Origin of the sequence: Pelomonas cellulosilytica (genome assembly GCF_021353265.1) — a bacterium.
GTDB classification, from domain to species: domain Bacteria; phylum Pseudomonadota; class Gammaproteobacteria; order Burkholderiales; family Burkholderiaceae_C; genus Pelomonas; species Pelomonas cellulosilytica.
The window spans coordinates 1-26,141 of record NZ_JAJTWU010000004.1 but is presented as its reverse complement, the minus strand read 5'-3'; the positions used below and the strand labels follow the sequence as shown (position 1 = coordinate 26,141).

Genomic DNA, 26,141 nt, shown 5'->3' with positions numbered 1-26,141 from the left:
GGGCCGGGAAGGCCCACAACAGCACTGATCGCCGCACATAGGCGCGCGTGCCGCCTTGGAGGGCGACAGGCCCGCAAAGCGTCTTGGCGGTCGATATCCCGCCATTCCGAAAACCCGAAGCAAGGCCAAGCAGATCACTCCAAGGTCTCCTCGCCTCACGCTTTCGACGGCATCGGCAGAGAACGCCATTCCTCCGCCCGACGACCTGCCGATATCGGCTATTGGCGGCGTTTACGAATCCCACTCTGCGGGACTACGATAAAACGCGCCAATGACAGACCGATCCATGCCAACGAATTCCGCCCTCCAGCCTTCGCCCTCCGGCGCCGTCGTCGTCCTCCAGGCCGCGGTCGCGTCAGGCGTCTCGGTGTGCTTCGCCAATCCAGGTACCACCGAGATGCCCCTGGTGGGCGCGCTCGATCAGGTCCAGGGCATACGCGCCATCCTCGGCCTGTTCGAAGGCGTGTGCACCGGTGCTGCGGACGGCTACGGTCGCATGCTCGGCCGACCCGCATCGACGCTGCTGCACTTGGGGCCCGGCCTGGCAAATGGGCTGGCCAACCTGCACAACGCGCGCCGCGCGCGCACGTCGATCCTCAACATCGTCGGCGATCACGCCAGCTGGCACCTCAAGTACGACGCGCCGCTGACCTCGGACATCGAATCGCTGGCACGGCCGGTCTCCGCCTGGTATCGCTCCGTGGCGCGCGCTGAGCACCTGTGGCAAGACACCTTGGACGGCATTCACGCCGCATTTGCGGCTCCGGGCGGCGTGGCCACGCTGGTGGTGCCTGTGGACTTCCAGCAAAGAGCGGCGCCTGACCAGTTACGGGCCGATGCGCTGCCAGCACCGGCGCCTGCCTTTGACGAAGCGCGCGTGGGTGAGGTGGAGGACGCCCTAAAGAGCGGCCGCGCCGTGGTGCTCCTGTTGGGCGACCGTGCCCTCAGCGAGCGCGGACAACTTGCGGCCGGGCGGATCGCGGCGACCACCGGTGCCCGGCTGTTCAGCGAAACATTCCCCGCCCGCACTGAACGGGGCGGCGGCCTGCCCGACATCGACCGCCTGCCCTACTTTCCCGAGGCAGCCATCGCAGGATTGAAGGATGCCGTCGTCGTGCTCGCCGGGGCTCTCGCGCCGGTTGCCTACTTCGGCTATGAGGGCCTGCCCAGTGAACTCGCCTCGGTCGACCAGTTGGTCACGCTGGCACTGCCTGGCGAAGCGGCCGATCTCGCGCTCGAACGCCTGGCCGAACGGCTGAACGCACCGCCGTTGCCGACACTACCTGCAACCGCGCTCTACAGCGTGCCAGACGGCCCGCTGACGCCGCAGGCGATCGGCAGGCTGCTGTCGAACGCCCTCCCCCCTGAGGCCATCGTATCGGTCGAAGGCGGCACCTGCGGCTACCCCTTCGTCACCGCGTCGGCACGGGCAGCCCATCACACCATCCTCACCAACACGGGCGGCGCAATCGGCCAAGGCCTGCCGGTCGCGCTGGGTGCCGCCGTGGCCTGCCCGGAACGACGCGTTTTCGCCTTGCAATCCGACGGCAGTGCGCAGTACACGATCCAGGCTCTGTGGACCATGGCGCGCGAGCGGTTACCGGTGGTGATGCTAATCGCCTCGAACCGCCGCTACGGCATCTTGCAGACCGAGCTCGGCCGCAACGGCATCGAGCCCGGTCAGCAGGCCCGCCGCTTGACGCTGCTGGACGACCCACCCTTCGACTGGCCCGCACTCGCGCAAGGCTATGGCGTGCCGGCGCTGATCGCCAGCACCACCGAAGAGCTGCGCCGCGCGCTGACGCAAGCCCTCCAGCACACCGACGGGCCGCTTCTGATCGAGATGCGCCTGGCCTGACAACCATTCCAAAACGAGGACACATGGACCTTCAACTCAAGGGCAAGTCCGCCATCATCACCGGCGGCAGCATGGGCATCGGCAAGGCGGCAGCGCTGGAACTCGCTCGTGAGGGCGTGAACGTCGCAATCTCCGCGCGCCGCATGAGCTTCCTCGAAGAGGCAGCGGCGGAACTGCAGCAGGCGCTGTCCGGCGTGAAGGGAGCAGGCCGAATCCTGCCGGTGGTGGTGGACACGACTGACATGGACGCAGTCAATGCCGCCATGGCCATCACTGCCGATGCCTTTGGCCGCATCGACATCCTCGTCAACGGCGCGGCCCATCCGGGTGGGCTGGTGCGCAGCGAGCTGGACCAGGCCGACCCGCAAGGCCTGCTGCAGGACATCGACATCAAGGTCGTCGGCTACTTCCGCTGCGCCAAGGCCGTCGCGCCCTACATGCGCCGCAACCGCTACGGCCGCATCATCAACATAGGCGGCCTAACCGGGCGCGGCAGCAAGCAAATCTCGGGCATGCGCAACCTCGCCATCGTGCACATGACCAAGACCTTGTCGGACCAGCTCGGCCCCGACGGCATTACCGTCAACACCATGCACCCGGGCGTCGTGGAGACGCCGCACATCCACGAGCTTTACGCCGTCGAAGCCAAGAAGCAAGGCCTGAGCCCTGACGAGATCGAAGCGAACTACGTCAAGGCGACGCCCATCCGACGGGTGCTACAGCCCGAAGAGATGGGCTGGCTGATCGCGTTCCTCGCATCCCCGCGTTCCGGCTGCATCACCGGCGAATCCCTGGGGTGTGACGGCGGCCTGACACGCGGCATCTTCCTCTGACCCAAGCCAGGGAATCAACATGGACTACACCATCATGGTCGCCACGGCGGGACAGGGCATCCTGCGCAGCAACGATGCCGGCGCGACATGGCATCGCCTGGGCCTGAAAGAAGCCATCGAGTTCGACGGCGTCGTGCGCGCCCTGGTGGTCGACCCCGTGCAGCCAGAACGGGTCTACGCAGGAGCAGACTGCGGCCTTTGCATCAGCGACGATGGCGGTGCGCACTGGCGACGCGCCGAAGGCGCGATCACCGGCATGACGGTCTGGTCCATCGCCATCGACCCAAGTCAGCCCGAGGTGCTGTATGCCGGCACCGGCGCACCATCCCGCGCCGCGCTCTTCAAGTCGGTCGATGCCGGTGAGACCTGGCAGCGCCTGCCCCCCGAGTTTCCCGAGTTCTGCCAGGGCGTCAACCGCCCGCGGCTGCTCACCATCTGCGTGAACCCTGAGGACAGCCAGGACGTGTGGTTCGGCGTCGAGGAGGGCGGCTGCTGGCGCAGCCGAGACGGCGGTCACCACTTCGTTCGCCTGGACGACCCGCGCCAGGCCATCCGCAGCTCCGACATCCACGCCATCAGCATCCTGCCGGCCAGCGCCGACGCACCGCGCACCTTCATCGTGCTGACGGTCAACGCGGTACACATCAGCCAGGACGACGGTCAGACCTGGGACTGGCAACTTTCCAAGCAGCGCTTCGATGGCCTGTACTACACGCGCACCGTCTTGCCGCTGCCGGACGCAGGCTCTTCGCTACTGATGGCCATCGGCGATGGAACCCCGGGCACCAAGACACGGATGTACCGCTCCAGCGATCGCGGCTATCACTGGACCGAGACGCAGCTGGAGGCTGCGCCCAACTCCACCTTCTGGGCTCTGGGCTGCCACACCGCCGATCCATCGCTTGTCTATGCGGGCACCAAGTACGGCGACCTCTACCGATCCCGCGATGGTGGCCTGAGCTGGCAGAAGGAGTGGCGCTCGTTCCCGGAGATCACGGCCGTGGCCTGGACCCCGGTGAAGGCGCCGCTGGTGGCGCACGCCCAATCCACGCACTGAACTCCGGATTGCCATGAAACCCACGTTCGAGATTTCGCCACTGGCGCCTGGACAACGTCCACCCACGCCGCGCATTAAGCGCACCCACGTCGCCCTGTACGTGCGCGACCCGATCGCATCGGGCCGCTGGTACGGCGAGGTGCTGGGTATGGAGCAGGTCGCCAGCGAGCCGCGCTGGACCTTCATGTCCTTCGGCCAGAAACACCATGACGTCGCGCTTATCAAGGCGCAGACCCCAGCCGAGCTGGGCACCATCGGCCTGCAGCACTACGGGCTGGAGATCGTCGGCGATCTCGACGAGCTGCGTCGCCTGTACGGAATGCTGCTGCGGCGCGGCGTGCCCATCGTCAAGATCACCGACCACAAGGTCGGGATCGGCGTGTACTTCACCGACCCCGACGGCAACCGCCTGGAGTTCTTCTGCGAGACAGAGGCGGACGACGCCAAGGGCAAACAGTTGATGACTCAATACAACGCAGCCAGCGATCCCATCCACCTCGATCCCCTGTTCGACTGACCCCTTCATCACAAACCCATCATGACCAAGGTTCCCAATTTCTACGGCTATCACATCCGCAAGTGGTACCTGCAGATCGAGGACACGCTGGCCGGCGAGACCGGCCAGGCCGCCGATGGTGCGCCGCTGCGCAAGATTGTCATCGCCGCGGCCATCCACAACCCCTATGCCGGCCGCTTCGAGCAGGATCTGTCCTCGTTCATCGAACCCTCGCCCCAGTTGGGCCTCGAGTTTGGCCGCCGCATCCGCGAGGCAGCGGCCGGCCAGGCCATTGAGAGCTACGGCAAGGCTTGCCTGGTGGGCATCGATGGCGAGTACGAGCATGGCAATGCCCTGCTGACCAACCCGGCAGCCAACCCGATCCGCGACGCCTTGGGAGGCGGCAAGTCCTGGGTGCCGTCAACCGGCAAGCGCGGCGGCCCCGGTACGGTGATCGACGTTCCCCTCGCACACAAGGATGCGCTCTACGTGCGCTCGCACTACGACACGGTGACTGCCATGTTCAACGACGCGCCCAACCGCGATGAGCTGCTGATCATCTGGGCCTTTGCCACACGCGGACGCCTCAATGCACGTCTGGGCGGCCTTAAGGCCGGCGAGATCAAAGGCCTGGACGGCCTCGTCTGAGACGAACGGAAGCACGCACATGGCCACACACGCACGCGAGGGTTGGATCCACAGCGACGGGCTGCGCCTGCGCTACGTGGAATGGGGCCCGACCGACGCGCCGGCCGTCGTGGCGCTGCACGGTCTGCGCAGCTTCGCCTACACGTGGGAGCCCGTGGCCCTGCCGCTGGCCGACCGTTTCCGCATCATCGCGCTGGATCAGCGCGGCCGAGGGGAAAGCGACTGGGACCCAGAACGCCGCTACTACACAGCAGACTATGTGCGTGACCTCGAAGCACTGGTGGATCGGCTAAGCCTGCCGCGTTTCGTGCTGCTGGGCCACTCGATGGGCGGCTCGAACGCTCTCGTCTACGCCGGCTCGCACGCCGAGCACCTGGCGGGTCTGGTCATCGAGGACATGGGGCCCGGGGCGTCTGCGGGCGGCGCGGGCGCGCAACGCATCCGCCGTGAGCTGCTAGCCACCCCCAGCCGCTTCGCCGGCTGGGACGAGGCCGCAGGCTTCTGGCGCAGCCAGCGCCCCAACGTGACCGACGCGGCCATTGCAGCACGGGTCAGGCATTCCATGAAGCAGGTGCGCGATGGCAGCGTCGTGTGGCGGCACGACGCCGAAGGCATCGCCGCGTCGCGGCTGGCAGCCACACCGCAGCAACTGGTAGACCTGTGGCCCCACGTGCTGTCGCTGCGCATACCGACGCTGCTGCTGCGCGGCGCTCGCTCAGATTTCCTCACCGCCGAGACGGCCAGTGCCATGGTGCAGCGCAATCCCGTCATCCGCCGCGTGGAAATTCCCGACGCCAGCCACTACGTGCACGACGACAACCTCCCCGCCTTCGAGGCCGCGTTGCAGGCCTATCTTTCTGACCCGGCCCTGGCCGCATGGGCAAAGGGTGGCGCACGATGAGCACGCCCCTGAGCGTGGCCATCGTCGGCGGAGGGCCCAATGGCATCGCGCTGGCCAACCTGTTGGGCGCGTACGGTGTTCGCACGGTCGTCGTCGAACGCGAAAGAGAGATCCTCGAGTACCCGCGCGCCGTGGGCATGGACGACGAGGCATTGCGCCTGTTGCAGACCGTGCAACTAGCCGAACCGCTGCTGCAGCACATGATTCCCAACGTGCCGCTGCGCATGTTCCGCGCAGATGGCCGCTGCTTTGCCGACATCCGTGCCTCCACGCGTGAGTTCGGTTGGTGGCGGCGCAACATCTTCATGCAGCAACTGGCAGAAAAGACGCTGCGACAGGGCTTGCAGCGCTACCCGCATGTCGAGCTGCGCCTGGGTCAGGAGGTCATTGGCTGCACGCAGAGCACGAACGGCGTCACGCTCCAGGTGCGCAACGCACAAGGTGAGACCTACCCCTTGCACTGCGACTACGCGGTGGCAGCCGACGGCGGCCGCAGCCCCATGCGCGAGATGCTCGGTGTGAAGCTGCTAGGCCGCACCCATGCGATCAAGTGGTTGGTTGTTGATGTACGCAACGCGCCAATAGACGCCCCCTACACCGCGCTGAACTGCGATCCGCGCCGGCCCAATGTCTGCATATACCTGCCCTACGGCTACCGGCGCTGGGAGTTCATGGTGTTTGCCGACGAAGACGAGCAGGCCATCGCAGCGCCCGAGTCCGTGCGCCGTCTGCTGGCCCCCTTCGTGGCCGACCCAACGGCCGTGGAGATCGTCCGAGCCCGCACCTACACCCATCACTCGCGTGTGGCCGACCGTTTCGTCGTGGGCCGCGTGGCGCTGATCGGCGATGCCGCCCACCTCTCGCCGCCGTGGATCGGCCAGGGGCTGAACGCTGGCCTGCGCGACGTCGGCAACCTCGCCTGGAAGCTCGCAGGCATCGTCAATGGGCAATTCCAGCCCGCCGTCCTGGAGACCTACCAGCAGGAGCGCCACCGCCATGCCCAGGCCATGATCGACCTGGCAGACGTCTTCGGCGCCATGCTGATGCCCACCCACCGTCTCAAGGCCTGGTGCCGCGATCGCTTCTTCTCCTTGGCGCGGCTGCTGCCAGGCGTAAAGGACTACGTGCTACAGATGCGCTTCAAACCGATGCCGCGGTACGAACAGGGCGTCGTCGTCCACCAGGCCGGCAGACCGATGGTCGGGCGCATGCTGATCCAGCCCGATGTCGAGGACGACCGGGGGCTGCGCCGCAAGCTCGACGACGTGATCGGACCCTGGTTCGCCGTGATCGGCTGGCAGACCGACCCACAGGCCTCCTTGTCAGAAACCGAGCGTGCCTTCTGGCACAGGCTCGGCGCTCATTTCATCCGCCTTGACCGCGCCCGAAGCGGCAGCGCGCCCGGTGCCCGCATCCGCTCGGCGCATGGCAGCACCTGCCTGGAGGACGTGGACAACCAATTCTCCGACTGGATCTGCGCGCATCCCGGTGAGGTGCTGGTGCTGCGACCAGACCGCTACATCGCGGCGCAGTGCACCGCCGCCGAGTGGCCGGCCGTGGCCCGGCAATTCCACGACTTCACCTGCGAACCCCGGCGCGACGAGCGCGCGGCGGCCTGACCCCACCATGTTCGTCGAACAACGCATCTATTCCCTGGTACCCGGGGGCACCGCCGAGTACATCCAGGTCTACGAGGCCTGTGGCCGCGCCGTCCAGGAACGCATCCTGGGGCCCATGCTCGGCTACTACACCCGCGACATCGGTGAACTCAACCAGTTGGTCTACTTCTGGCAATTCACATCGATGGACGAGAGAACGCGTCGCCGCAACGCACTGATGGCCGATGCCGAGTTCAAGGTGTTCCGCAGCAAGATCCGCCACCTCGTGGTCCGGCAGGAGAACACCTTGCTGGTCCCTGCATCGGCACCGCAGAAGGAAACGCCATGACGCAGACCCTGCCGTATGAGACCCTGTGCCAGTACATCGACGGCGAGTTCATCGGTGTCGGCAGCGGAGCATCGCAACCGGTGTTCAACCCTGCCGACGGCAGCCTGCTCGGCAGCCTGCCCAGTGGCAATGGGGATGACGTGACCCGAGCAATCGCCGCGGCGCAGCGCGCCTTCGGCAGCTGGCGCCATGAGTCTCCCCTCAGGCGCTCGGACATCCTGCGCCGTGCGGCGGCGCTGATGCGCGAGCGCGCTTCCGAGATCGGCCGAAACATCACGCTGGACCAGGGCAAGCCGCTGGCCGAGGCCATCGGCGAAGTCAACGGCAGCGCCGAGCATGCCGAGTGGCACGCCGAGGAAGGCCGCCGCATCTACGGCCGCGTGATCCCGCCGCGGCTGCCGGAGGTGCGCCAGCTCGTGGTGCGCGAACCCATCGGCGTGTGCGCGGCCATCTCGCCCTGGAACTTCCCCTTCAACCAGGCACTGCGCAAGGTCACGGCGGCGCTGGCCAGCGGATGCACCGTCGTGCTCAAAGGGCCGGCCGAAGCGCCCAGCGCGGTGTGCGCGCTGGCGCGTTTGTTCCACGACGCGGGCCTGCCACCCGGCTGCCTCAACGTGGTCTGGGGCCCGGCTGAGGCCATCTCGCAGCAGCTCATCGAGTCGCCCGTGGTGCGCATGCTGTCGTTCACCGGCTCCGTACCGGTGGGCAAGCACCTGGCCGCACTGGCGGGCCGTCACATGAAGCGAACGACCATGGAGCTCGGCGGTCACGCGCCCGTGATCGTCTGTGCAGATGCGGACGTGGAGCGTGCGGCCGACTTACTCGCCCCCTACAAGTTCCGCAACGCCGGGCAGGTGTGCGTCTCGCCCACCCGCTTCATGGTGCAACGGCCAGTGCTGGAGCGCTTCACCGAGCGCTTCCTGGAGCGTGTGCGCGCGGTGCGCGTCGGTCCTGGTCTGGAGCCTGGCGTCACCATGGGACCGGTGGCCAGTGAGCGCCGCCTGGGGGAGATGCAAGCTTTTGCCGACGATGCGCGTGCGACCGGCGGCGAACTCCTCACCGGCGGACGGCGAATCGGGACCTGCGGCAGCTTCTTCGAGCCCACTGTGGTGCTCAACCCCCGAGCGCAGAGCCGCCTGATGCGCGACGAGCCCTTCGGTCCGATGGCCGCCATCGTGCCCTTCGACGACCTCGACGAAGCCATTGCCCTCGCCAACAGTCTGCCTTTTGGCCTGGCGTCCTACGCCTTCACCCGTTCGGTCCACAACGCCCACCGAGTGGCCACGCTGATCGAGGCGGGGATGGTCAACATCAACCACTTCGGCATGGCACCGGCTGAGATCCCTTTCGGTGGCATCAAGGACAGCGGCTTCGGCAGCGAAGGCGGCACCGAGACGTTTGACAGCTACCTGGTCACGAAGTTCGTGACGCAGTTGAACTGAGCAAGGAAACGCCGTGACAAGACCCTTGACCCTGCTGATGTCGCAATGCTGGCTGAACGGGCGCTGGGCCGACGCCTCGAATGGCGCCACCTTGGCGGTGATAAACCCGGCCACCGGAGAGCAGGTGGGCCAGGTTCCCCGCATGGGTGTCGACGAGACGCGCCTGGCTATTGCAGCGGCGCAGCGCGCCCTGGGTCCCTGGCGCGAACGCGTCGCGGACGATCGTGCGCAGCTGCTGCGTCGGTGGTGCGAACTGGTGGTTGCCCACCAGGAAGAACTGGCGCTGATCATGACCCTCGAACAGGGCAAGCCGCTGACCGAGGCGCGCGGCGAAATCGCCTATGCGGCGTCCTACGTTGAGTGGTTCGCAGAAGAAGCGCGACGGGTGTACGGCGACGTCATCCCCTCACCATGGGGGGATCGCCAGCTCATCGCAGTGAAAGAAGCCGTGGGGGTGTGCGCCGCTATCACACCGTGGAATTTCCCGGCAGCGATGATCACCCGCAAGGTCGCGCCGGCACTGGCCGCGGGTTGCACGATCATCGTCAAGCCCGCCTCACAGACACCGCTGTCGGCCCTTGCGCTGGCACGACTGGCCGAGCGGGCGGGCATTCCAGGTGGCGTGCTGCAGGTGATTACCGGCAGCGCCGCCGCGATCGGCAGCGAACTCACGCGCAGCCCAGTGGTCCGCAAGCTGTCGTTCACCGGTTCGACGGAAGTGGGCCGTGAACTCGCCGCACAGTGCGCCCCAACGTTGAAGAAGCTGTCTCTCGAACTGGGCGGCAATGCGCCCTTCATCGTCTTCGACGACGCGGATCTCGACGCCGCAGTCCAGGGTGTCATCGCATCCAAGTACCGAAACACCGGGCAGACCTGCGTTTGCACGAATCGCATCCTGGTACAGGATGCAGTCGCCGACGCTTTCGCGGCCAAGCTGGCGCGCGCGGTGGAGGCGCTCAAGGTGGGCAATGGCGTCGAGGCCGATGTGACCCAGGGGCCGCTGATCGATGGCGCCGCGCTGGAGAAGGTGGAGGAGCTCGTCGCCGACGCAGTCGCGCATGGCGCGCGCGTGCTTGCCGGCGGCCGCCGGCACTCGCTGGGAGGATCCTTCTACGAACCGACGCTGCTCGCGGACGTGAGCCCGCGTGCAAGGCTCGCCACTGAAGAGATCTTCGGCCCGGTGGCGCCCCTGTTCCGCTTTGGCAGCGAGGACGAGGCGCTGCACATGGCCAACGACACCGAATTCGGCCTGGCGGCCTACTTCTACAGCCGCGACCTGGCGCGTGTATGGCGGGTCTCACGTCGACTGGAGTACGGCATGGTGGGCATCAACAGCGGCATCATCAGCACAGCTGTCGCACCGTTCGGCGGCATCAAGCAGAGCGGCTACGGCCGCGAAGGCTCCCGCCACGGCATCGACGAGTACATGCAGCTCAAGTACCTTTGCCTGGGCGTGGGCTGATTCCAGCGCCTGGCATCGGCAAGCACGCAACACCACAGCCGAGGAGCACCGCGCCTTGCGCGCCAGTCACGGTCCTTGTCCATGACCTGGCAAAGGCCAAGCGCCAGGTGACGACGTTTCAGGCCGCGACCTTGCGCACGCGCGATGCACCGCCCGCGCGGCGGGTCTGGGAAGGCAGTTCGCCGAACAGAGCCTGGTAATCAGCGGCGAAATGGCTGAGGTGGAAAAAACCCCAGCGCCCCGCCGCGTCGCCGATGGACAAGTCACCCGGCTGCGAGCCCAGCAGTTCACGACGCACGCCGTTCAGACGAATGCAACGGATGTAGTTCACCGGCGTCGTCTGTGTCACGGCGCGGAAGCTGTTCTGGACGGTACGGCGGCTGATCCTCAGCCGCTCACACAGATCGATGACCGACGGAGCCACCTGGCGCGCGCCGAGCGTCATCTGGTGACACTTCTCGACGATGTAGCTCCCGGGTGAGCTGGCATTGCGCTGGTCCCGGTCAAACTCCGGATCGGCGATCAGGCAGATCATCTCTTCCAGCAGGTCACGCTCCAGCTCTTCCTCCGCCTGGCCCTGCACCGCCCCTTGAACATCCTCGATGGAGCGTCCCAGCAACTGCAGCAGCCGTTGCCGGACCTGAGCCAGACGGCGCTCGGGCAGGCGCAACACAGGCTGGCGCAACCATTGCCGGCTCTCGCCGCTCCAAGGCGACTCTTCCAGTGTCTGCATGAAGGTCTCCCGATCGAACGTGATCGAGAGCAGATCCATGCCCTGCGGCATGTGGAACAGGAACTCGTCCCCCCCTCCGAGGATGAAGATGCTGGAGTCGTCCGCCTCTCGGCCCTGCAGGCAGGCCGATCCGGGCGAGGACAGCGGCAGCGCGAAACACACGCGGTCCTTCGGGGCCTGCCCGTGCTGCACCAGGCGCTGGTTGAGACGCTCTCTGAAAAACTGAAAACGGGTCCCTTCGATCTGGCACAGCGAGCTGCGCACCAAACCGGGCGAGAGCTGGCTGTAGGTCTGCTCCCAGGCGTGCACCGATGCCGCATGCAGGTGCACATCCTCGAAATGTTCGACGGTCAAGTCCATGGCGATAGATCTCCGCAAATCCCGCCAATAGGGATTGCAAGAAGTGTGCGCTACGGTCCGGATCCGCGAACGCGAGGAAACCCGGCCCTACCACAACCGCCGCCCGGAACTGCTGATTTGGGCTAACGATTGGACGACCACCGGGCCTGAAATGGCACCCGGGCCGATCAGCGCTACAGCCTGTTGCAAGGTTGAAGCCAGCCCGCTCCTCCCTCTTCTCGCCGGGCAAGCATGAACAACTCTCTACAACACTTCATCGACGGCGCTGCGGTCGCAGCGTCCGACGGAGCCCTCATGGGACTGGTCAACCCCGTCGACGAGCAACCGTACGCCAGCGCCGCACGCGGCACTGCGGCCGACGTGGACCGGGCCGTGCGGGCGGCTCATCGCGAGCTCAAGCAAGGTCCCTGGCGCAAGCTTTCCGGGATGCAACGCGGCCAGCTGCTGAACAAGCTGGCCGATCTGGTGCTGCGCGACAGTGACGCCCTGGCGGACATGGATGCCAACGCCATCGGACGCTCGCCGATGGAGCCGCGCATGATGGACGTGCCCAACGCGGTGGCCAACCTGCGCGCAGCAGCCGGATGGGCCAACGCGCTGGAGGGACGCACCATCCCCAATGGCGGCTACATGGGCATGCCCACGCTGTCGTATACGGTGCGCGAGCCCGTCGGCGTCGTCGGCGCCATCGTGCCGTGGAACTCGCCGCTCATGATCACCACGTGGAAGGTGGCGGCCCTGCTCGCGGCAGGATGCACCGTGGTGATCAAGCCGGCTGAGGAGACCCCGCAGTCGGCACTGCATCTGGCAGCACTGTGCAAGGAAGCGGGCTTCCCCGACGGCGTCGTCAACGTGGTGACGGGTTTCGGCGAGGTCGTGGGCCAGGCCTTGTGCGAGCACCCGATGGTCGACAAGATCAGCTTCACCGGCAGTCCAGAAGCCGGACGCCAGATCCAGCGCATTGCCGGCCCGTTGTTCAAGCGGGTCGCCCTCGAACTGGGCGGCAAGAGCCCGCAGATCGTCTTCGATGATGCATCCTTTGACGATGCAGTGCGCGGCTGCGCTGCCGGCATCTTCGTCAACCAGGGCCAGGTGTGCGCCGCAGGCTCACGCATCCTCGTACAGAAGGGAATCGCGGCGCGCTTTGCCGCCGCGCTGGCCGAGGCGGCGAAGTCGACGCCGGTGGGCGACCCGCGCCAACCCGGAATCCGCATGGGTCCCCTGGCGAAGAAGGCGCAGCAGGAGCGCGTCAATCGCTATATCGAGTCGGGCATCCGCGAGGGCGCCACGCTGCTGGCCGGGGGCGTGACTTCGCCGGGCAAGGGCTTCTTCGTGCGGCCGACGATCTTCGCCGGTGCCAGCAACACGATGACGATCGCGCGTGAAGAGATCTTTGGCCCGGTGGGCACTGTCATCGAATTCGAGACAGAGGCGCAGGCCATCGAGCTCGCCAACGATTCGCGCTACGGATTGGCAGCCACTGTGTGGACCACCGACCTCGCACGCGCCCACAAGGTGGCGCAGCAGCTGGAGGTTGGCGCCGTTGGCGTGAACTGCTGGAGCCCGCTGGACGCCAACCTGCCCTGGGGCGGCCTCAAGACCAGCGGCATCGGCCGCGAGGGCGGCATCTCCGGAGCGCTTGCCTACACGGAAGAAAAAGTCATCACGGTCCTGCTGACGTGAGTCCCACCCTCGCCATGAACCACCCTGCCCTCGACCTGATCCTGCAGCGCACCTCGGTCAATCACTTCGACCAGTCATTCGCCGTCGACGACACGACGCTGACCGAATTGGTTCGCTATGCCTGCCAGGCGCCCAGCGCTTACAACTTCCAGAACTGGCGCTTCATTGCCGTTCGCTCTGCCGCCGAGAAAGCGCGTCTATGCGAGATGGCCTACGGACAGCGCAAGGTGCAGGAATCCTCTGCCACCTTCATCGTGTGCGGCAGATTGCGGCCCCACCTCGGTGTGCGTGACGTTATGAAATCTTTCCAGGACACCGGCCATGTCGACGCCGAGACGGTCGAGGCCATGGTCGACGGCGCCATGCAGGCCTACGCAGACGATGCCCAGATGCAGCGCGACGAGGCGATCCGATCTGCCTCGATGGCCGCCATGACGCTGATGATCGCAGCCCAGGCCATGGGCCTGGTCAGCGGACCCATGATCGGCTTCGACCCTGACCAGGTGCGCGCCGGCTTCGGCCTCGACGACAACGAGCTTCCCGCACTGCTCGTGACCATCGGGCGCCTGGCGCCTGGCAACTGGCCACGCAAGCCTCGGCGCCCCACTGCCGACGTTCTGACCATCGTCTAGGCCCTGTGCCCATGACGCCTCTCGCTTCCCACATCGGAGATCCCATGCCTCTGCACGCACACCTGTGCCCGGCCGGCCGCGGCTTCACGCGCCTGGCCCTCCTCACGGCCCTCCTCTGGGGCGGCCACTTGGCCACCGCGGCCGACCTGTCCCAACTGGACAAGCTCACGCCGTCTGGCGCGACGAAGGAAGCCAGCAGCGACGGCGCCATACCGGCATGGGAAGGCGCCGTCGCGCCGCTGCCAGGCTACGAGTGGGGCAAGCTGCGCCGCGATCACTGGAGGTTCAAGGACGACAAGCCGCTGTACAGCATCGATGCGACAACGGCCGACAAGTACGCCGACAAGCTCTCGGCCGGCCAGTTGGCGGTGCTCAAGCAGATCAAGGGCTACCGCATGGACGTCTATCCGTCGCGGCGCACCTGTGGCGTGCCCGACTTCGTCGCCGCGAACACGCGGAAGAACATTGGCACCGCGAAGGTGGCTGCCGACGGATGGAGTCTGAAGGAGGCCACCGTGCCCGGCTATCCCTTTGCGCTGCCCGCCAACGGCGTGGAGGCGATGTGGAACGCCAAGATGCGCTATCGAGGCGTGGGCATCGACTACAAAAAGACCGTCACCGCCGTGTCGCCGCGCCGAGGCAGTACGGAATGGATCCGCGCCGACTCCGAGCAGACGCTGTTCATCCCCACGGGGGCCAAGGGGTCCCACGCGCTGTCGTCTTATCCGCCGGTGGAGTTCTATGTCTACTTCGGCTACAGCGCCCCTGCCGCCCTGGCAGGCCAAGCCTTGGCAATCACACAGTACCTCAACCAGGCCGAGAACGAGACCTTCTACTACTTCCCCGGCCAGCGGCGTGTGCGGCGTATGCCCACCTACTCGCACGACTCACCGCAGATAGGCATGGAGAACCAGTACACGCTGGACGAGCCGAACGTCTTCAACGGCGCGCTCGACCGCTTCGACTGGAAGCTGGTGGGCAAGAAGGAAATGATCATCCCGTACAACAACTTCGGCGGCCACGACTTCAAGGCCAAGTTCGAGGATGTGGCGGGCAACGACTTCATCGCCCCCAGTCACAGGCGCTACGAGTTGCATAGGGTGTGGGTCATCGAGGCTACCGTCAAGGCCGGCATGCGCCACTCCGCGCCCAAGCGCACGATCTACCTCGACGAGGACAGCTGGGCGCCGGTGATGATGGACGACTTCGACGGGCAGGGAAAGCTTGCCAAGCTGCGCGAAGGTTTCACCATCCCGGTCTACGAGACTGGCACCTGCGACGTCATGGCGATGGTCCAGTACAACGTGGCCGAGGGACGCTACGTCTTCGACACGCACACGGTGGGGACCGGCGCGGATGTGCGCTGGGTTACGGAACCCAACGGCCCCAGGTTCAAGGCGGCCTTCTTCACCAACGACAACCTGCGCGCGATCAGCGAGCGCTGAGCCACGGTGGGGAAGATCAACATGAACAAGACCTCTTCACTGCGCCTGCGGGCGACGGTCTCGGCCATCGGTGCACTGGTGGGCGGCGGCGCTCAGGCATTCACCTTCGAGCTGAATGGCGCGCGGGGCAATCTCGACTCGACAGTCACCGTCGGTACGGGCATCCGGCTCAAGAATCCCGATTGCACCCTCATTGTGGCGGGAGCCACCGGTAGCGGCGCACCTGCGGGCTGCCTGGCGACGACCTCTGCGCTGGGCGACCAAGGCAATCTCAACTATGGCAAGGGAGATCCTTTCACCACCTACATCAAGGGCAGCCACGAGCTGCTGCTCAAGATGCCAGAGGACTTCACCTTCCTCGGCCGCGTGAACTGGGTCAAGGACTTCTCTTCAACCTCCACCACCGGATTCGTCAGCGCGACCACACCGCCGGCGCTGACCGATGGCCTTGCCAACGACGCCCGCAAGGACTTGCGCTTCAAGGCTCGGCTGTTGGACTTCTGGGTGAGCAAGAGCTTCCAGATCGGAGACCAGCAGGCGCGCGTACGCGTCGGCAACCAGGTCATCAGTTGGGGCGAGAGCCTGTTCATACCGGGCGGCATCAACAGCACGAATGCCGTGGATGTGATGCGCCTGTCTCAGCCAGGCACGCAGCTCAAGGAGGCATTCCTGCCCGCCCCCATCGTCAGTGTCAGTTCCGGGCTGGGCCACGGGCTGAACGCAGAGGCCTATGTGCAGGCGCGCTGGAACGGCAACTACCTGCCACCCTCGGGCAGTTACTGGTCGGTTGCCAACGGCATGGGCACCGGACACGACGCCTACGGCCTGACGCAAGCCAAGCCAGGCAATGGCGGCCAGTGGGGCGCCTCGCTGCGCTGGCAGCCGGAAGGCACCCAGCTCAACCTTGGTGCCTACGCGATGGCGTATCACGACAAGGCGCCGAACTTCAGCGTGAACGCTGGCGGCCCCGGCGTGAGTGGCTGGGCCTTCGCGAAGGATCGCCGACTCTACGGTCTGAGCGCCAATCTGCCGCTGGGTGACTGGGCGATCGGCACCGAGCTCTCCTACCGCCCCAAGGACGCCGTGTCACTGAACTCCGCCGTCAGCGGCTGCGCGTCACAGAACGGCAACTGCTGGGTCGATGAAAAGCGCTACCAGTGGCACCTGACCGGCATGCTGAGCATCACGCCCAATACCGCCGGTTATGTGCTCAGGGCGCTGGGTGCCGATACGGCCACGCTGATGGCCGAGGCTGTCGCGATTCGGTATCCGCACCTGCAGCCAGCCTACGGCGGTGATCCCGTCTCGGCAGGCGCATGGGGCTGGGGCCAGGAGTACGACCCCGCAGCCACGCCGCAATCCACGGGAACGAAGAATTCCTGGGGCTACAACTTCGACTTCAGCTGGACCTATGACGGTACCTTGATTCCAGGCTGGCAGGTGACGCCGGAGATCTTCTACTTCCAGGCGGTCAAGGGCCGGACGCCCAACGCCGTGGGCCTGTTCATGGAGGGCGCCAAGTCGGTGAACTTCATCCTGAACTTCGTTCAGAACCCGGCCAACTGGCAGGCCTCGGTCAACTTCGCGCACTTCTTCGGCGGCAGTCGTGTCTTTGATCAGCCGCTTCGCGACCGCGACTTCGTGGGCCTGACGGTCTCGCGCAACTTCTGAGACCTCCGTGGCCAACGATGCTGCATCCCGGGCCGAGAGCATAGCCGACCGGCACCGGGATGCAGTCCTGTCACCGAACGCCGAGTTCATGCACTCCAGACCTCCCGACACTCTGCTGACCCGCGCCGTGGCACGCGTCGAGACACTCGTCTTCGACAAGCGGCGAGGAATTCTTCTCCTGCTCGCCCTGCTTACCGCTGTGCTGGGGTGGTTCGCGGCACAACTGCGCATGGACGCTGGCTTCGAGAAGCAGATGCCCATCGGGCACGAGTACATCGCGACCTTCCAGAAGTACCGAGATGACGTCCTGGGTGCCAACCGGCTGACCGTCGTCGTCAAGGCGCGCCGCGGCGACATCTGGAATGCCGCGGCGCTGAAGCGCCTCTACGACGTGACGCAGGCAGTGGGCTACCTGCCCAACGTCGAGCGCCTCGGCGTGCAGTCGCTGTGGACGCCCAACAGCTTCGTCAACGAGATCACCGAGGAAGGCTTCCGCGCCGACCCATTGATCGACGGCACCATCACGCCAGATGCGCTCAAGCCTGACACCATCGCCAGCATCCGCCAGGCCACAAGCCAGGGCGGCTTTGTAGGTACGCTGGTATCGCGCGACGAGACGAGCGCGATGGTGAGCGCCGAATTGCTGGAGTACGACGCTACGGGCACGAAGCTGGACTACATCGCCTACAACCGGCTGCTGGAAACACAACTGCGCGACAAATTCGAGGACGCCGACTTCGAGATACAGATCATCGGCTTTGCCAAACAGATCGGCGACATCGCCGACGGTGCCCGGTCCGTCCTGAAGTTCTGTGGCGTCGCCTTGCTGCTGACAGCGCTGGCCGTCTATTGGTACTGCCATTCGATCCGATTCACGCTGTTGCCCATCGCCTGCTCGCTGACCTCGCTGGTGTGGCAGTTCGGCACCCTGCGCCTGCTGGGTTTCGGGCTCGACCCGCTGGGCGTGCTGGTGCCCTTCCTCGTCTTCGCCATCGGCGTCTCGCACGGTGTCCAGCAGATCAACTACATCGTGCGTGAGATCGCCAACGGCCGCAGCAGCTTCGACGCCTGCCGCGACAGCTTCTCGGGCCTCCTGATCCCGGGGACGCTGGCGCTCGTGACGGCCTTTGTGTCCTTCATCACCCTGCTTCTGATCCCGATCCCGATGGTGCGTGAGCTGGCCATCACCGCGTCCCTCGGCGTGGCCTACAAGATCGTGACCAACCTGGTCATGCTGCCCATTGCGGCGTCCTACTTCGCAGTCGACAAGAGCTACGCGGACAAGGCCGTGATCAAGCGAGAGCGTCGGGCTGGCTGGCTGCGGATGCTGGCCCGACTCGCGGAGCCGCGTCGGGCCCTCGTCGTCGTGGCCATCTCCGCAGGCGTATTCGTGACCGCCGCCTGGCAGAGTCGCGACCGGGTGGTGGGCACGCTGCAACCCGGCGCACCGGAGCTGCGGGCCGATGCCCGGTTCAATCGCGATGCGGTTTCGATCTCCGGCAGTTACGACATCGGTCTCGACTGGCTGACCGTCATTTTCGAGGCGCCCCCGGACAGTTGCGAGAACGTCAACGTCGGCCTCTACCAGGACCGCTTCCAATGGGCCATGCAGCCCGTGGCTGGCGTGCTGTCAATCAATTCGTATGCGGGCCAGTTGCGCCTTTTCAACGAGGGCTACAACGAAGGCAATCCGAAGATGAATGCAGTGCCCATCGACGCCGGCAACTACGCCGCCTTGTCCACCGAGATCGCGCGCATCCGCGGTCTCATGCGCAAGGACTGCAGCATGACGGCCGTGCACCTGTTCCTGACCGATCACAAAGCCACCACCATCCAACGCGTGATCGACGCGGTGAAGGCCTTCCGCGAGGCGCATCCCTTGCCGGGGGTCACCATCCGCCTGGCCTCGGGCAACGCCGGCATCCTCGCGGCAATCGACGACGAGGTCGAGAAGAGCGAGTTGCCCATGATGCTGTACGTCTACGCGGCGATCGTCGTCCTCGTGTTCCTCGTCTATCGCGACTGGCGCGCGGTGGTCGCCTGCTGCCTGCCGCTGACCGTGGGCACGTTCATCGGCTACTGGTTCATGAAGGAACTGCAGATCGGCCTGACTGTCGCCACGCTTCCCGTGATGGTGCTGGCGGTGGGCATCGGTGTGGACTATGCCTTCTACATCTACAACCGACTGCTGGTGCATCTCGCCGGCGGGCAGACCATCGTTCAGGCGATCGAGCACGCCATCCTGGAGGTCGGCATGGCCACGATCTTCACAGCCATCACACTGGCCGTAGGCGTGGCGACCTGGTCGTTCTCGTCACTCAAGTTCCAGGCCGACATGGGCAAGCTCCTGGCCTTCATGTTCATGGTGAACATGGTCATGGCCATGACCACCCTGCCCGCCATCGCCGTTCTGCTCGAACGCCGGTTTCCGCGCCGCCAGCCGGTGCGTGCCACCGGGCTACAGCATCACTGACACCATGAACAAGCACGCAAGACTCCTCTGCCTGGCTACCGCGGCAGTCAGCCTGGCGGCGGTCGCTGCCGCCGCAGCTGGCTCGGCGACACCGGCCTTACCGACCCACCCCATCGTCGAGGCGGCAGCGCGCGTGCCACAAGCAGCGCAGGCCGGGCTGCTAGCCAGCGCCAGAGCCGGCGACAGGCTGGTCGCGGTCGGCGAGCGCGGCATCATCCTGCTATCAGATGACCACGGGCAGCACTTTCGCCAGGCGCGCCAGGTGCCGCTGGATGTCACGCTCACGTCCGTGAGCTTCGCCGATGAGCGCCACGGCTGGGCCGTCGGCCAGTGGGGCGCGGTATTGGCGACCGACGATGGTGGCGAGACCTGGCAGCTCCGGCGCAAGGACACCCAAAATGACCGGCCGCTGTTCGGCGTGCATTTTTTTGACACCCGCCAAGGTGTTGCAGTCGGCTTGTGGTCCCTGGTATTGGTGACTGAGGACGGTGGCGTCAACTGGCGGGAGGTGAAGTTGCCACCGCCTGACGGCGCCAAGAAGGCGGACCTGAACCTGCTGGGCCTGTTTGCAGACGAGCACGGGCGCGTCTACGCAGCTGCCGAGCGCGGCATGGTGCTGCGCTCGGAGGACCGGGGCGGGACGTGGAGCTATGCCGCCACGGGCTACCGCGGGTCGTTCTGGACCGGCCTGGCATTGCCTGACGGTGTGCTGCTTGCGGGGGGCCTGCGCGGCTCGCTCTACCGCAGCATCGACGACGGTCGCACGTGGGAGCGAGTGGAAACGGGAAGCAGGTCGTCCCTGACCGCAATGACGGGACGCGGCCAGACCGTCGTGGTGGTCGGCCTAGATGGACTCGTTCTGCGCAGCTCCGATGCGGGTGCCACGTTTCACCGTGAGGTTCGGGCCGACCACGCGGCGCTGACGGGGGTGATGCTCACTGCACGCCAAAAGCCGGTCTACTTGTCGCGCCAAGGTGTGGTGGCTGAGCCGTCGGCCTCAGGGTCGAACTGAACCCGCCGCTCCAGTGAATTGGGCGCCTGCCGTGCTGACCATCGACCTCGATGCCCTGGCCGACAACTGGCGCACGCTGTCGCGGCTCTGCGCACCTGCCCGCTGTGCGGCTGTCGTCAAGGCCGACGCTTACGGCCTGGGCGCCACGCCGGTTGTCCGCTGCTTGCTGAACGCGGGATGCCGCGAGTTCTTCGTCTCCCTGCTCGACGAGGGCGTTCGTCTGCGCGAGTCGGTGGCCGACGCCTGGCCACGCGGGGCGCATTTGTACGTACTCCACGGCACGCCCGGAGGCGCTGAGTCGGACTGCCTTGCCTATGGCTTCGTGCCCGTGCTCAACACCAAGGGGCAGGTCGAGCGATGGCAGGCGCTCGCGCGACGGCAAGGGCGCCCACAGCCAGCGGCTCTGCAGGTCGACACCGCCATGACGCGGCTGGGCCTGCCTCCATCGACGTTGACGCGCATGCTGGAAGCGCGCGAAGGACTGTCGGGCGTCACCACCACGCTGGTCATGAGCCAACTCATCAATGCCCACAAACCTCAGCATCCCGCCAATCGACGTCAACTCGAACTGTTCCGGCGCTGGCGCCAACGCTTCCCCTCGGCGAAGGGCAGCCTGGCGGACTCCTCGGGCATCTTTCTCGGGCACGACTTCCATTTCGACGTCGTGCGCGCCGGAACCGCGCTGTATGGCGTGGCTCCGGCAGCCGGCATGCCGACCCCGATGCGGCAGGTCGTGCAGGTAAAGGCGCGCCTGCTGCAGTGCCGGGAGGTCTCGACCGGCGAAGGCACGGGCGATCAGGGTCCCTGGCGTGCGACCCGCCCCACCCGACTCGCGACCCTTTCATTGGGCCCAGTGGGCGACTACCTGGGCGGCGAGCCGCAAGGCCGGCTGCGCGTCGCCGGTCGGGCCCTGCCGCTGGTGAGCCGACCCTCGCAACACACCGCCGTCGTGGATGCAACCGAGATGGACGCGGCGCATTTGGCCATCGGCGCACTGCTCGATCTCGTTGACGAAGTACAAGACATCAACGCATTTGCCGAGGCGACACAGACCACCGCCTTTGACGTGCTGACCAGCCTAGGCAGCCACTACCGTCGGCAATACCAAGGCAAGCTCCCACTCTGATCCCGCTCGAACGCCCCATAGCCGCCTTGCCTCCTGCAACAAACCAGAACATCCGATGAACTCGCCAATGACACCAGACTCCGAAAAGTACCCCAACAGCATGCGCTGGCTTCATTGGCTGCGGGCGGCCGTGATCCTGGGCACCCTGACGGTCGGCATCGTGATGGTGAACCTGCCCGACGATCTGCCGACAAAGTTTGAGTCGCTCTATCCCAACCACAAGCAGTTCGGTGTGCTCGCGCTGGTGCTTGCCCTCGCGCAGGGCCTGCTGCGTCTTCGCCACCAGCTACCAGCCCCCCCCTCCGGTCTGGCAGGCTGGGAACGTTCACTGTCGAAGCTCGCACACCGTGCGCTGTACGTGCTGATGATCGTCGTGCCGCTGATGGGCTACTCGATGTCTAGCACTTTCACGCAGAGCGACGGCGTACCCTTCTTCTTCCTGGGCAATCTGCCCGAATTGCTGCCCAAGAACGACAAATGGTTCGAGGTCTTCCAGCTTCTGCACCGCGTGCTGGCCTACACCCTGCTGGCTCTCGTCGCGCTGCACGTGGCCGGCGCGCTGAAGCACCGTTTCCTCGACAAGGGCGGCAAGACCGACGTGCTTGGCCGCATGCTCTGAGCGTCGCCGCCGGTGAGCGACGAGCATTCCCCTAGGGAAGATGATGGAGGGACTTCGGGAGCCCTCGTTCGATTCTTCGGAAGACGGCACGTCGGGGTTCGGATGCTGCCGCCCTTCTTGTCCATGCACTCGCTGAAGGCCTGCCGATTCGGGCTACCTGCGCCGTTGGGGTGCGCGACACCATGGCGATGCACCAACCCAACAACGTGAGCGAGGTACGTCGTGATCGAAACCGAACTTGAAACCCTGAACTTTTCCGACGCACCGAAGATGGTGTCGGCCACCTTTCCCGGCCCGAAGTCGGCCGCTGCACTGGAGCAGTCCGCCCAAACGGAATCGATGGCGCGCGGAGGCGGCCGCATGCCCATGGTGATGGACCGCGCGCTTGGTGCGACCTTCAAGGATCCTGACGGCAACACCTTCATCGACCTGTCAGCTGGTGTGGGCGTGAGCAGCGTCGGCCGCTGCCATCCGCGTGTGGTCGCAGCGATTCGTGCCCAGTCCGAGTCGCTGATGCACTCGATGGAGGTCAACAGCACCAAGCGCACCGAGCTGGCCGCAAAGATCTCGGAAATCGCGCCGGACGGCCTGCGCGGCAACTGCATCACCTACTTCGCCCAGAGCGGAAGTGACGCGCTGGAGGCCGCGGTGAAGTTTGCCCGTCGCGTCACCGGCAGGCATCAGATCATCGCTTTCCATGGCGCGTACCACGGCATATGGCATGCCTCGGGCTCGCTGACCACCGGGACAAACTACCGCAAGGGCTTCGGGCCGTTCATGGCCGGGGTGATCCACGCACCCTACCCCTATGCCTATCGCTTCCCCTTCGACACCACTCACAAGAGTGCCGAGCAAATCGCAGGCGAATACGTCGACTACTTGCTCAACACGCCCTACACGGCAGCCGACGACGTGGCTGCTGTCATCGTGGAGCCCGTGCAGGGCGAAGGCGGCTATGTGCCGCCGTCACCTGAGTTTCTGCAACTGCTGCGCAAGGCTTGCGACAAGAGCGGCGCGCTGCTGATCGTGGATGAGGTGCAGGCCGGTGCTGGTCGGACTGGGAAGATGTGGGCTGTCGAGCATTCCAGCGTCAAGCCGGACATGATGACTTTCGGCAAAGGCGTCGGTGGCGATGTGCCAATGGCCGGGCTGGTGATGCGCAAGGACCTTGCCGCCAAGATTCCTGATGGGTGCGCGCCCAACACCTTTGCCGCGAACTCGGTTTCGGCCGCGGTAGCGCTGACCAACATTGCCATCCTGCAGGATCCGGCGCTCGACTTGCTGAACCGCGCCCGCACAATGGGAGAAGAGGTTCAGGAATACATCCGCGGCTTCGATAGCCCCTGGGTCGGGGAAGTGCGCGGCCGAGGTCTGATGATCGGCATCGAATTGGTGGAGAACCGCGCCACGAGGGAGCCGCTCAATGGTGCGCGTTTGGGCCAGCTGATGAACTACGTCACGAGCCACGGCGTGCTGATGATTCCCTGCGGACGCTACACCAACGTCATGCGCGTCATGCCGTCGTTGACGATTCCGCGAAAGCTGCTGTTCAAGGCGCTTGACGTCTTTGGTGAAGGTCTCAGAAGCCTGTAGCAGGTACGTTGCGCGCACCGGCGCGCATACGCATCGCGCCGATGCATCTCCAGGATCGGCGGGTATGGCAAGCACCACATGCCGCCCAGCCCGTGCAAGCCAAGCTGTTGCGCAACTGCGCCACGCGACAGCACCGCCTGGCGACGCCCGAGATCCGCCTCGTCCCCCCGGGTGCCACCGGGTGAAGCTTCCGCTGGAAGAACACCCCGCGGGAAGCCATGTGCGCCCATGGGCTTCCCGCGCCCCCGGCAACACCGACTGTTGACAAATACCGATCTGCGCGGCGACCGGCAGTGACGTGCACCGCGTCTTAGCCCCAAAGCGCTATGGGAGTGAGAGAAGCCGTTGAGCAATATTGCTCAAGACATCTTTACAAAACATAACCTCCAATCGATTGCTAGGTAAAGTTTCGGCCCTGCTCCCCCCGCGCACCCGCTGCGCGTCGGGCCGCTGATGTCTGCATGACGCAGGTCTGCCACATGGCGCCATGCAGTTCTCCATGCCCAGCCTCGAAACATCTTTCGACACACCATGAACCACTGGACCCTAAAGAAGAAGCTCTTTGCGACCTTCGCCTGCCTGTTGGCCGTCGCAGGCCTTCTGATCGCCATTGCACTCGTGAACACGCACCGGCTGCTGGACACGGTCAAGTGGAACAACCACACCTACGAGGTGTTGTCGGAGTCGGAGACGCTGCTGCTGAGCATGGTGAACATCGAAACCGGCCTGCGTGGGTTCGTGGCGAGCGGAAACGACAAATTCCTCGAACCCTTCAACATGGGCAAGAAGGCGTTTTCGGAGCACTTCGACAAGGTCAAGTCGCTGACCTCCGACAACCCCACCCAGCAGGGGCGCCTGACGCAGCTGATGAACCATCACAAGGCCTTCCTCGAGGTGGCCGACGGGCTCGCGGCCAAGCGGCGTGAAGTCACCGAAGGCAAGCTGCCACCCGAGGCCCTCTTCAAGGAGTTTGAGCAGGGCAAGGACAAGTCGTCGATGGATGCGTTCCGCGCTGGCATCGCCGAGTTCGCTCAAGCCGAATCAAGCCTACTGTCCCAGCGCTCCCAACAGCTCGCCGACTCCAGCAACAGCACTACCGCCACGCTTGTTTTTGGCGGCCTCGCTCTGTGCGGCCTCGCGGTCGTGCTGGGCGTGCTGCTGACGCGCAACCTCTTCGCACAGCTGGGGGCCGAGCCCGGACTGGCCGTGGCCGTGGCCGAGCGCGTCGCGCGCGGCGACCTGAGCGTCGACGTGGGCCTCAAGACAGCCGATACCTCTAGCCTGATGGCAAACCTGGCCAAGATGCAGACCAGCCTTGCGCAAGTGGTCGCCAATGTGCGCCAGAACTCGGAAAGCGTGGCCACGGCCAGCGCGCAGATCGCCCAGGGCAACCAGGATCTTTCCAGCCGCACTGAGCAGCAGGCCAGTGCGCTGCAGCAGACCGCCGCCACGATGGAAGAGCTCGGCACCACGGTGCGCCACAACGCCGATAGCGCACGGCAGGCCAACCAGTTGGCCCAGAGCGCCTCGGCTGTTGCCGCGGAAGGCGGCGAGGTGGTCGGCAAGGTCGTAAACACGATGCAAGGCATCAGCGACAGCAGCCGCAAGATCGGCGACATCATCGGCGTTATCGACGGCATTGCCTTCCAGACCAACATCCTGGCGCTCAATGCTGCCGTCGAAGCGGCCCGCGCCGGCGAGCAGGGTCGCGGCTTCGCCGTAGTCGCCTCCGAAGTGCGCAGCCTCGCGCAGCGCAGTGCCGAGGCGGCCAAGGAAATCAAGACCCTGATCGGGCGCAGCGTTGAGCAGGTGGAACAGGGGACGCTACTGGTCGACCAAGCTGGCAAGACGATGGGTGACATTGTTGGCTCCATCCAGCGCGTCAGCGACATCGTGGCCGAGATCACCTCCGCCAGCGCCGAGCAGAGCACGGGCGTGCAACAAGTTGGCGAAGCCGTCAGCGCGATGGACCAGGCCACTCAGCAGAACGCGGCGTTGGTCGAGGAAAGCGCTGCGGCCGCGGAAAGCCGTAAGCGTCGCCTCACCACCCTCTTGACCTAGACGTCGAGGACGTGGCGCAGCAGTTCGAAGCCGACGCGCCAGTTGCGGCCGTCCATGGCTTGCAAGGTCGCGGTGCGACGGTTGACGCG

21 protein-coding genes are annotated in these 26,141 nt (G+C 65.7%); 20 read left to right on the top strand and 1 reads right to left on the bottom strand.

What is annotated here, in order from left to right; translation table 11 throughout:
* The first annotated feature begins 286 nt into the window (after positions 1-286).
* The 10 genes from LXT13_RS11240 to LXT13_RS11195 are packed head-to-tail and all read left to right on the top strand — an operon-like array spanning position 287 to position 10,644.
* Positions 287-1,858 carry an acetolactate synthase large subunit gene (locus LXT13_RS11240; RefSeq protein ID WP_233372024.1) on the top strand — a complete coding sequence of 524 codons (1,572 nt, stop codon included), beginning with the start codon at positions 287-289 and terminating at the stop codon, positions 1,856-1,858.
* Positions 1,859-1,881: 23 nt separating this feature from the next.
* Complete coding sequence (locus tag LXT13_RS11235) at positions 1,882-2,691, top strand: SDR family NAD(P)-dependent oxidoreductase (RefSeq protein ID WP_233372023.1); 810 nt, start codon at positions 1,882-1,884, stop codon at positions 2,689-2,691.
* Between the two features lie 19 nt (positions 2,692-2,710).
* Complete coding sequence (locus tag LXT13_RS11230) at positions 2,711-3,748, top strand: WD40/YVTN/BNR-like repeat-containing protein (RefSeq protein WP_233372022.1); 1,038 nt, start codon at positions 2,711-2,713, stop codon at positions 3,746-3,748.
* A gap of 13 nt (positions 3,749-3,761) precedes the next feature.
* The gene (locus LXT13_RS11225) at positions 3,762-4,265 is read left to right on the top strand and encodes a VOC family protein (protein WP_233372021.1); all 504 of its coding nucleotides are present in this window, start codon (positions 3,762-3,764) and stop codon (positions 4,263-4,265) included.
* Between the two features lie 21 nt (positions 4,266-4,286).
* Entirely contained in the window at positions 4,287-4,892 is a 606-nt protein-coding gene (locus LXT13_RS11220) for an amino acid synthesis family protein (protein WP_233372020.1), read from the top strand.
* 19 nt (positions 4,893-4,911) lie between these two features.
* Complete coding sequence (locus tag LXT13_RS11215) at positions 4,912-5,793, top strand: alpha/beta fold hydrolase (RefSeq protein ID WP_233372019.1); 882 nt, start codon at positions 4,912-4,914, stop codon at positions 5,791-5,793.
* On the top strand, positions 5,790-7,412 hold the full coding sequence (locus LXT13_RS11210) for a bifunctional 3-(3-hydroxy-phenyl)propionate/3-hydroxycinnamic acid hydroxylase (RefSeq protein WP_233372018.1): 1,623 nt from the start codon (positions 5,790-5,792) through the stop codon (positions 7,410-7,412). The genes LXT13_RS11215 and LXT13_RS11210 overlap by 4 nt, the downstream gene beginning before the upstream one ends.
* 7 nt (positions 7,413-7,419) lie before the next feature.
* Positions 7,420-7,740, top strand: a complete 321-nt coding sequence (locus tag LXT13_RS11205; protein WP_233372017.1) for an NIPSNAP family protein — start codon at positions 7,420-7,422, stop codon at positions 7,738-7,740.
* A complete protein-coding gene (locus LXT13_RS11200; protein WP_233372016.1) occupies positions 7,737-9,182 on the top strand; it encodes an NAD-dependent succinate-semialdehyde dehydrogenase in 1,446 nt (481 codons plus the stop codon). Before LXT13_RS11205 ends, LXT13_RS11200 begins: the two co-directional genes overlap by 4 nt.
* A 37-nt stretch (positions 9,183-9,219) precedes the next feature.
* A complete protein-coding gene (locus LXT13_RS11195; RefSeq protein WP_233372384.1) occupies positions 9,220-10,644 on the top strand; it encodes an NAD-dependent succinate-semialdehyde dehydrogenase in 1,425 nt (474 codons plus the stop codon).
* Positions 10,645-10,762: 118 nt separating this feature from the next.
* On the opposite strand, the gene LXT13_RS11190 is transcribed toward LXT13_RS11195, so the two are convergent.
* Positions 10,763-11,737, bottom strand: coding sequence for a helix-turn-helix domain-containing protein (locus tag LXT13_RS11190; protein ID WP_233372015.1), 975 nt, complete (start codon positions 11,735-11,737; stop codon positions 10,763-10,765).
* Between the two features lie 231 nt (positions 11,738-11,968).
* Between LXT13_RS11190 and LXT13_RS11185 the strand changes: the two genes are divergently transcribed.
* The 10 genes from LXT13_RS11185 to LXT13_RS28675 all read left to right on the top strand — a co-directional run bounded on the left by LXT13_RS11185 (position 11,969) and on the right by LXT13_RS28675 (position 26,052).
* Positions 11,969-13,420, top strand: coding sequence for an aldehyde dehydrogenase family protein (locus tag LXT13_RS11185; RefSeq protein ID WP_233372014.1), 1,452 nt, complete (start codon positions 11,969-11,971; stop codon positions 13,418-13,420).
* On the top strand, positions 13,417-14,052 hold the full coding sequence (locus LXT13_RS11180) for a nitroreductase family protein (RefSeq protein WP_233372013.1): 636 nt from the start codon (positions 13,417-13,419) through the stop codon (positions 14,050-14,052). Before LXT13_RS11185 ends, LXT13_RS11180 begins: the two co-directional genes overlap by 4 nt.
* 44 nt (positions 14,053-14,096) lie before the next feature.
* Positions 14,097-15,497 (top strand): DUF1329 domain-containing protein, encoded by a 1,401-nt coding sequence (locus tag LXT13_RS11175; RefSeq protein ID WP_233372012.1) that lies wholly within the window; start codon positions 14,097-14,099, stop codon positions 15,495-15,497.
* 21 nt (positions 15,498-15,518) lie between these two features.
* Positions 15,519-17,168, top strand: coding sequence for a DUF1302 domain-containing protein (locus LXT13_RS11170; RefSeq protein ID WP_233372011.1), 1,650 nt, complete (start codon positions 15,519-15,521; stop codon positions 17,166-17,168).
* Between the two features lie 88 nt (positions 17,169-17,256).
* Positions 17,257-19,641, top strand: a complete 2,385-nt coding sequence (locus LXT13_RS11165; protein WP_233372010.1) for an efflux RND transporter permease subunit — start codon at positions 17,257-17,259, stop codon at positions 19,639-19,641.
* Positions 19,642-19,645: 4 nt separating this feature from the next.
* Positions 19,646-20,653, top strand: a complete 1,008-nt coding sequence (locus tag LXT13_RS11160; RefSeq protein ID WP_233372009.1) for a WD40/YVTN/BNR-like repeat-containing protein — start codon at positions 19,646-19,648, stop codon at positions 20,651-20,653.
* 31 nt (positions 20,654-20,684) lie between these two features.
* Positions 20,685-21,779 carry an alanine racemase gene (locus tag LXT13_RS11155; protein WP_233372008.1) on the top strand — a complete coding sequence of 365 codons (1,095 nt, stop codon included), beginning with the start codon at positions 20,685-20,687 and terminating at the stop codon, positions 21,777-21,779.
* 55 nt (positions 21,780-21,834) lie between these two features.
* A complete protein-coding gene (locus tag LXT13_RS11150; protein WP_233372007.1) occupies positions 21,835-22,398 on the top strand; it encodes a cytochrome b in 564 nt (187 codons plus the stop codon).
* 222 nt (positions 22,399-22,620) lie between these two features.
* Positions 22,621-23,991 (top strand): aspartate aminotransferase family protein, encoded by a 1,371-nt coding sequence (locus LXT13_RS11145; protein WP_233372006.1) that lies wholly within the window; start codon positions 22,621-22,623, stop codon positions 23,989-23,991.
* 531 nt (positions 23,992-24,522) lie between these two features.
* On the top strand, positions 24,523-26,052 hold the full coding sequence (locus LXT13_RS28675) for a methyl-accepting chemotaxis protein (RefSeq protein ID WP_304622810.1): 1,530 nt from the start codon (positions 24,523-24,525) through the stop codon (positions 26,050-26,052).
* The last annotated feature ends 89 nt before the right edge of the window (positions 26,053-26,141 follow it).

Bases quoted from the DNA above. Each gene is read 5' to 3' on its own strand.
- LXT13_RS11240 (WP_233372024.1), top strand. From the start codon at position 287: ATGCCAACGAATTCCGCCCTCCAGCCTTCGCCCTCCGGCGCCGTCGTC.
- LXT13_RS11235 (WP_233372023.1), top strand. From the start codon at position 1,882: ATGGACCTTCAACTCAAGGGCAAGTCCGCCATCATCACCGGCGGCAGC.
- LXT13_RS11230 (WP_233372022.1), top strand. From the start codon at position 2,711: ATGGACTACACCATCATGGTCGCCACGGCGGGACAGGGCATCCTGCGC.
- LXT13_RS11225 (WP_233372021.1), top strand. From the start codon at position 3,762: ATGAAACCCACGTTCGAGATTTCGCCACTGGCGCCTGGACAACGTCCA.
- LXT13_RS11220 (WP_233372020.1), top strand. From the start codon at position 4,287: ATGACCAAGGTTCCCAATTTCTACGGCTATCACATCCGCAAGTGGTAC.
- LXT13_RS11215 (WP_233372019.1), top strand. From the start codon at position 4,912: ATGGCCACACACGCACGCGAGGGTTGGATCCACAGCGACGGGCTGCGC.
- LXT13_RS11210 (WP_233372018.1), top strand. From the start codon at position 5,790: ATGAGCACGCCCCTGAGCGTGGCCATCGTCGGCGGAGGGCCCAATGGC.
- LXT13_RS11205 (WP_233372017.1), top strand. From the start codon at position 7,420: ATGTTCGTCGAACAACGCATCTATTCCCTGGTACCCGGGGGCACCGCC.
- LXT13_RS11200 (WP_233372016.1), top strand. From the start codon at position 7,737: ATGACGCAGACCCTGCCGTATGAGACCCTGTGCCAGTACATCGACGGC.
- LXT13_RS11195 (WP_233372384.1), top strand. From the start codon at position 9,220: ATGTCGCAATGCTGGCTGAACGGGCGCTGGGCCGACGCCTCGAATGGC.
- LXT13_RS11190 (WP_233372015.1), bottom strand. From the start codon at position 11,737: ATGGACTTGACCGTCGAACATTTCGAGGATGTGCACCTGCATGCGGCA.
- LXT13_RS11185 (WP_233372014.1), top strand. From the start codon at position 11,969: ATGAACAACTCTCTACAACACTTCATCGACGGCGCTGCGGTCGCAGCG.
- LXT13_RS11175 (WP_233372012.1), top strand. From the start codon at position 14,097: ATGCCTCTGCACGCACACCTGTGCCCGGCCGGCCGCGGCTTCACGCGC.
- LXT13_RS11170 (WP_233372011.1), top strand. From the start codon at position 15,519: ATGAACAAGACCTCTTCACTGCGCCTGCGGGCGACGGTCTCGGCCATC.
- LXT13_RS11165 (WP_233372010.1), top strand. From the start codon at position 17,257: ATGCACTCCAGACCTCCCGACACTCTGCTGACCCGCGCCGTGGCACGC.
- LXT13_RS11160 (WP_233372009.1), top strand. From the start codon at position 19,646: ATGAACAAGCACGCAAGACTCCTCTGCCTGGCTACCGCGGCAGTCAGC.
- LXT13_RS11150 (WP_233372007.1), top strand. From the start codon at position 21,835: ATGAACTCGCCAATGACACCAGACTCCGAAAAGTACCCCAACAGCATG.
- LXT13_RS28675 (WP_304622810.1), top strand. From the start codon at position 24,523: ATGAACCACTGGACCCTAAAGAAGAAGCTCTTTGCGACCTTCGCCTGC.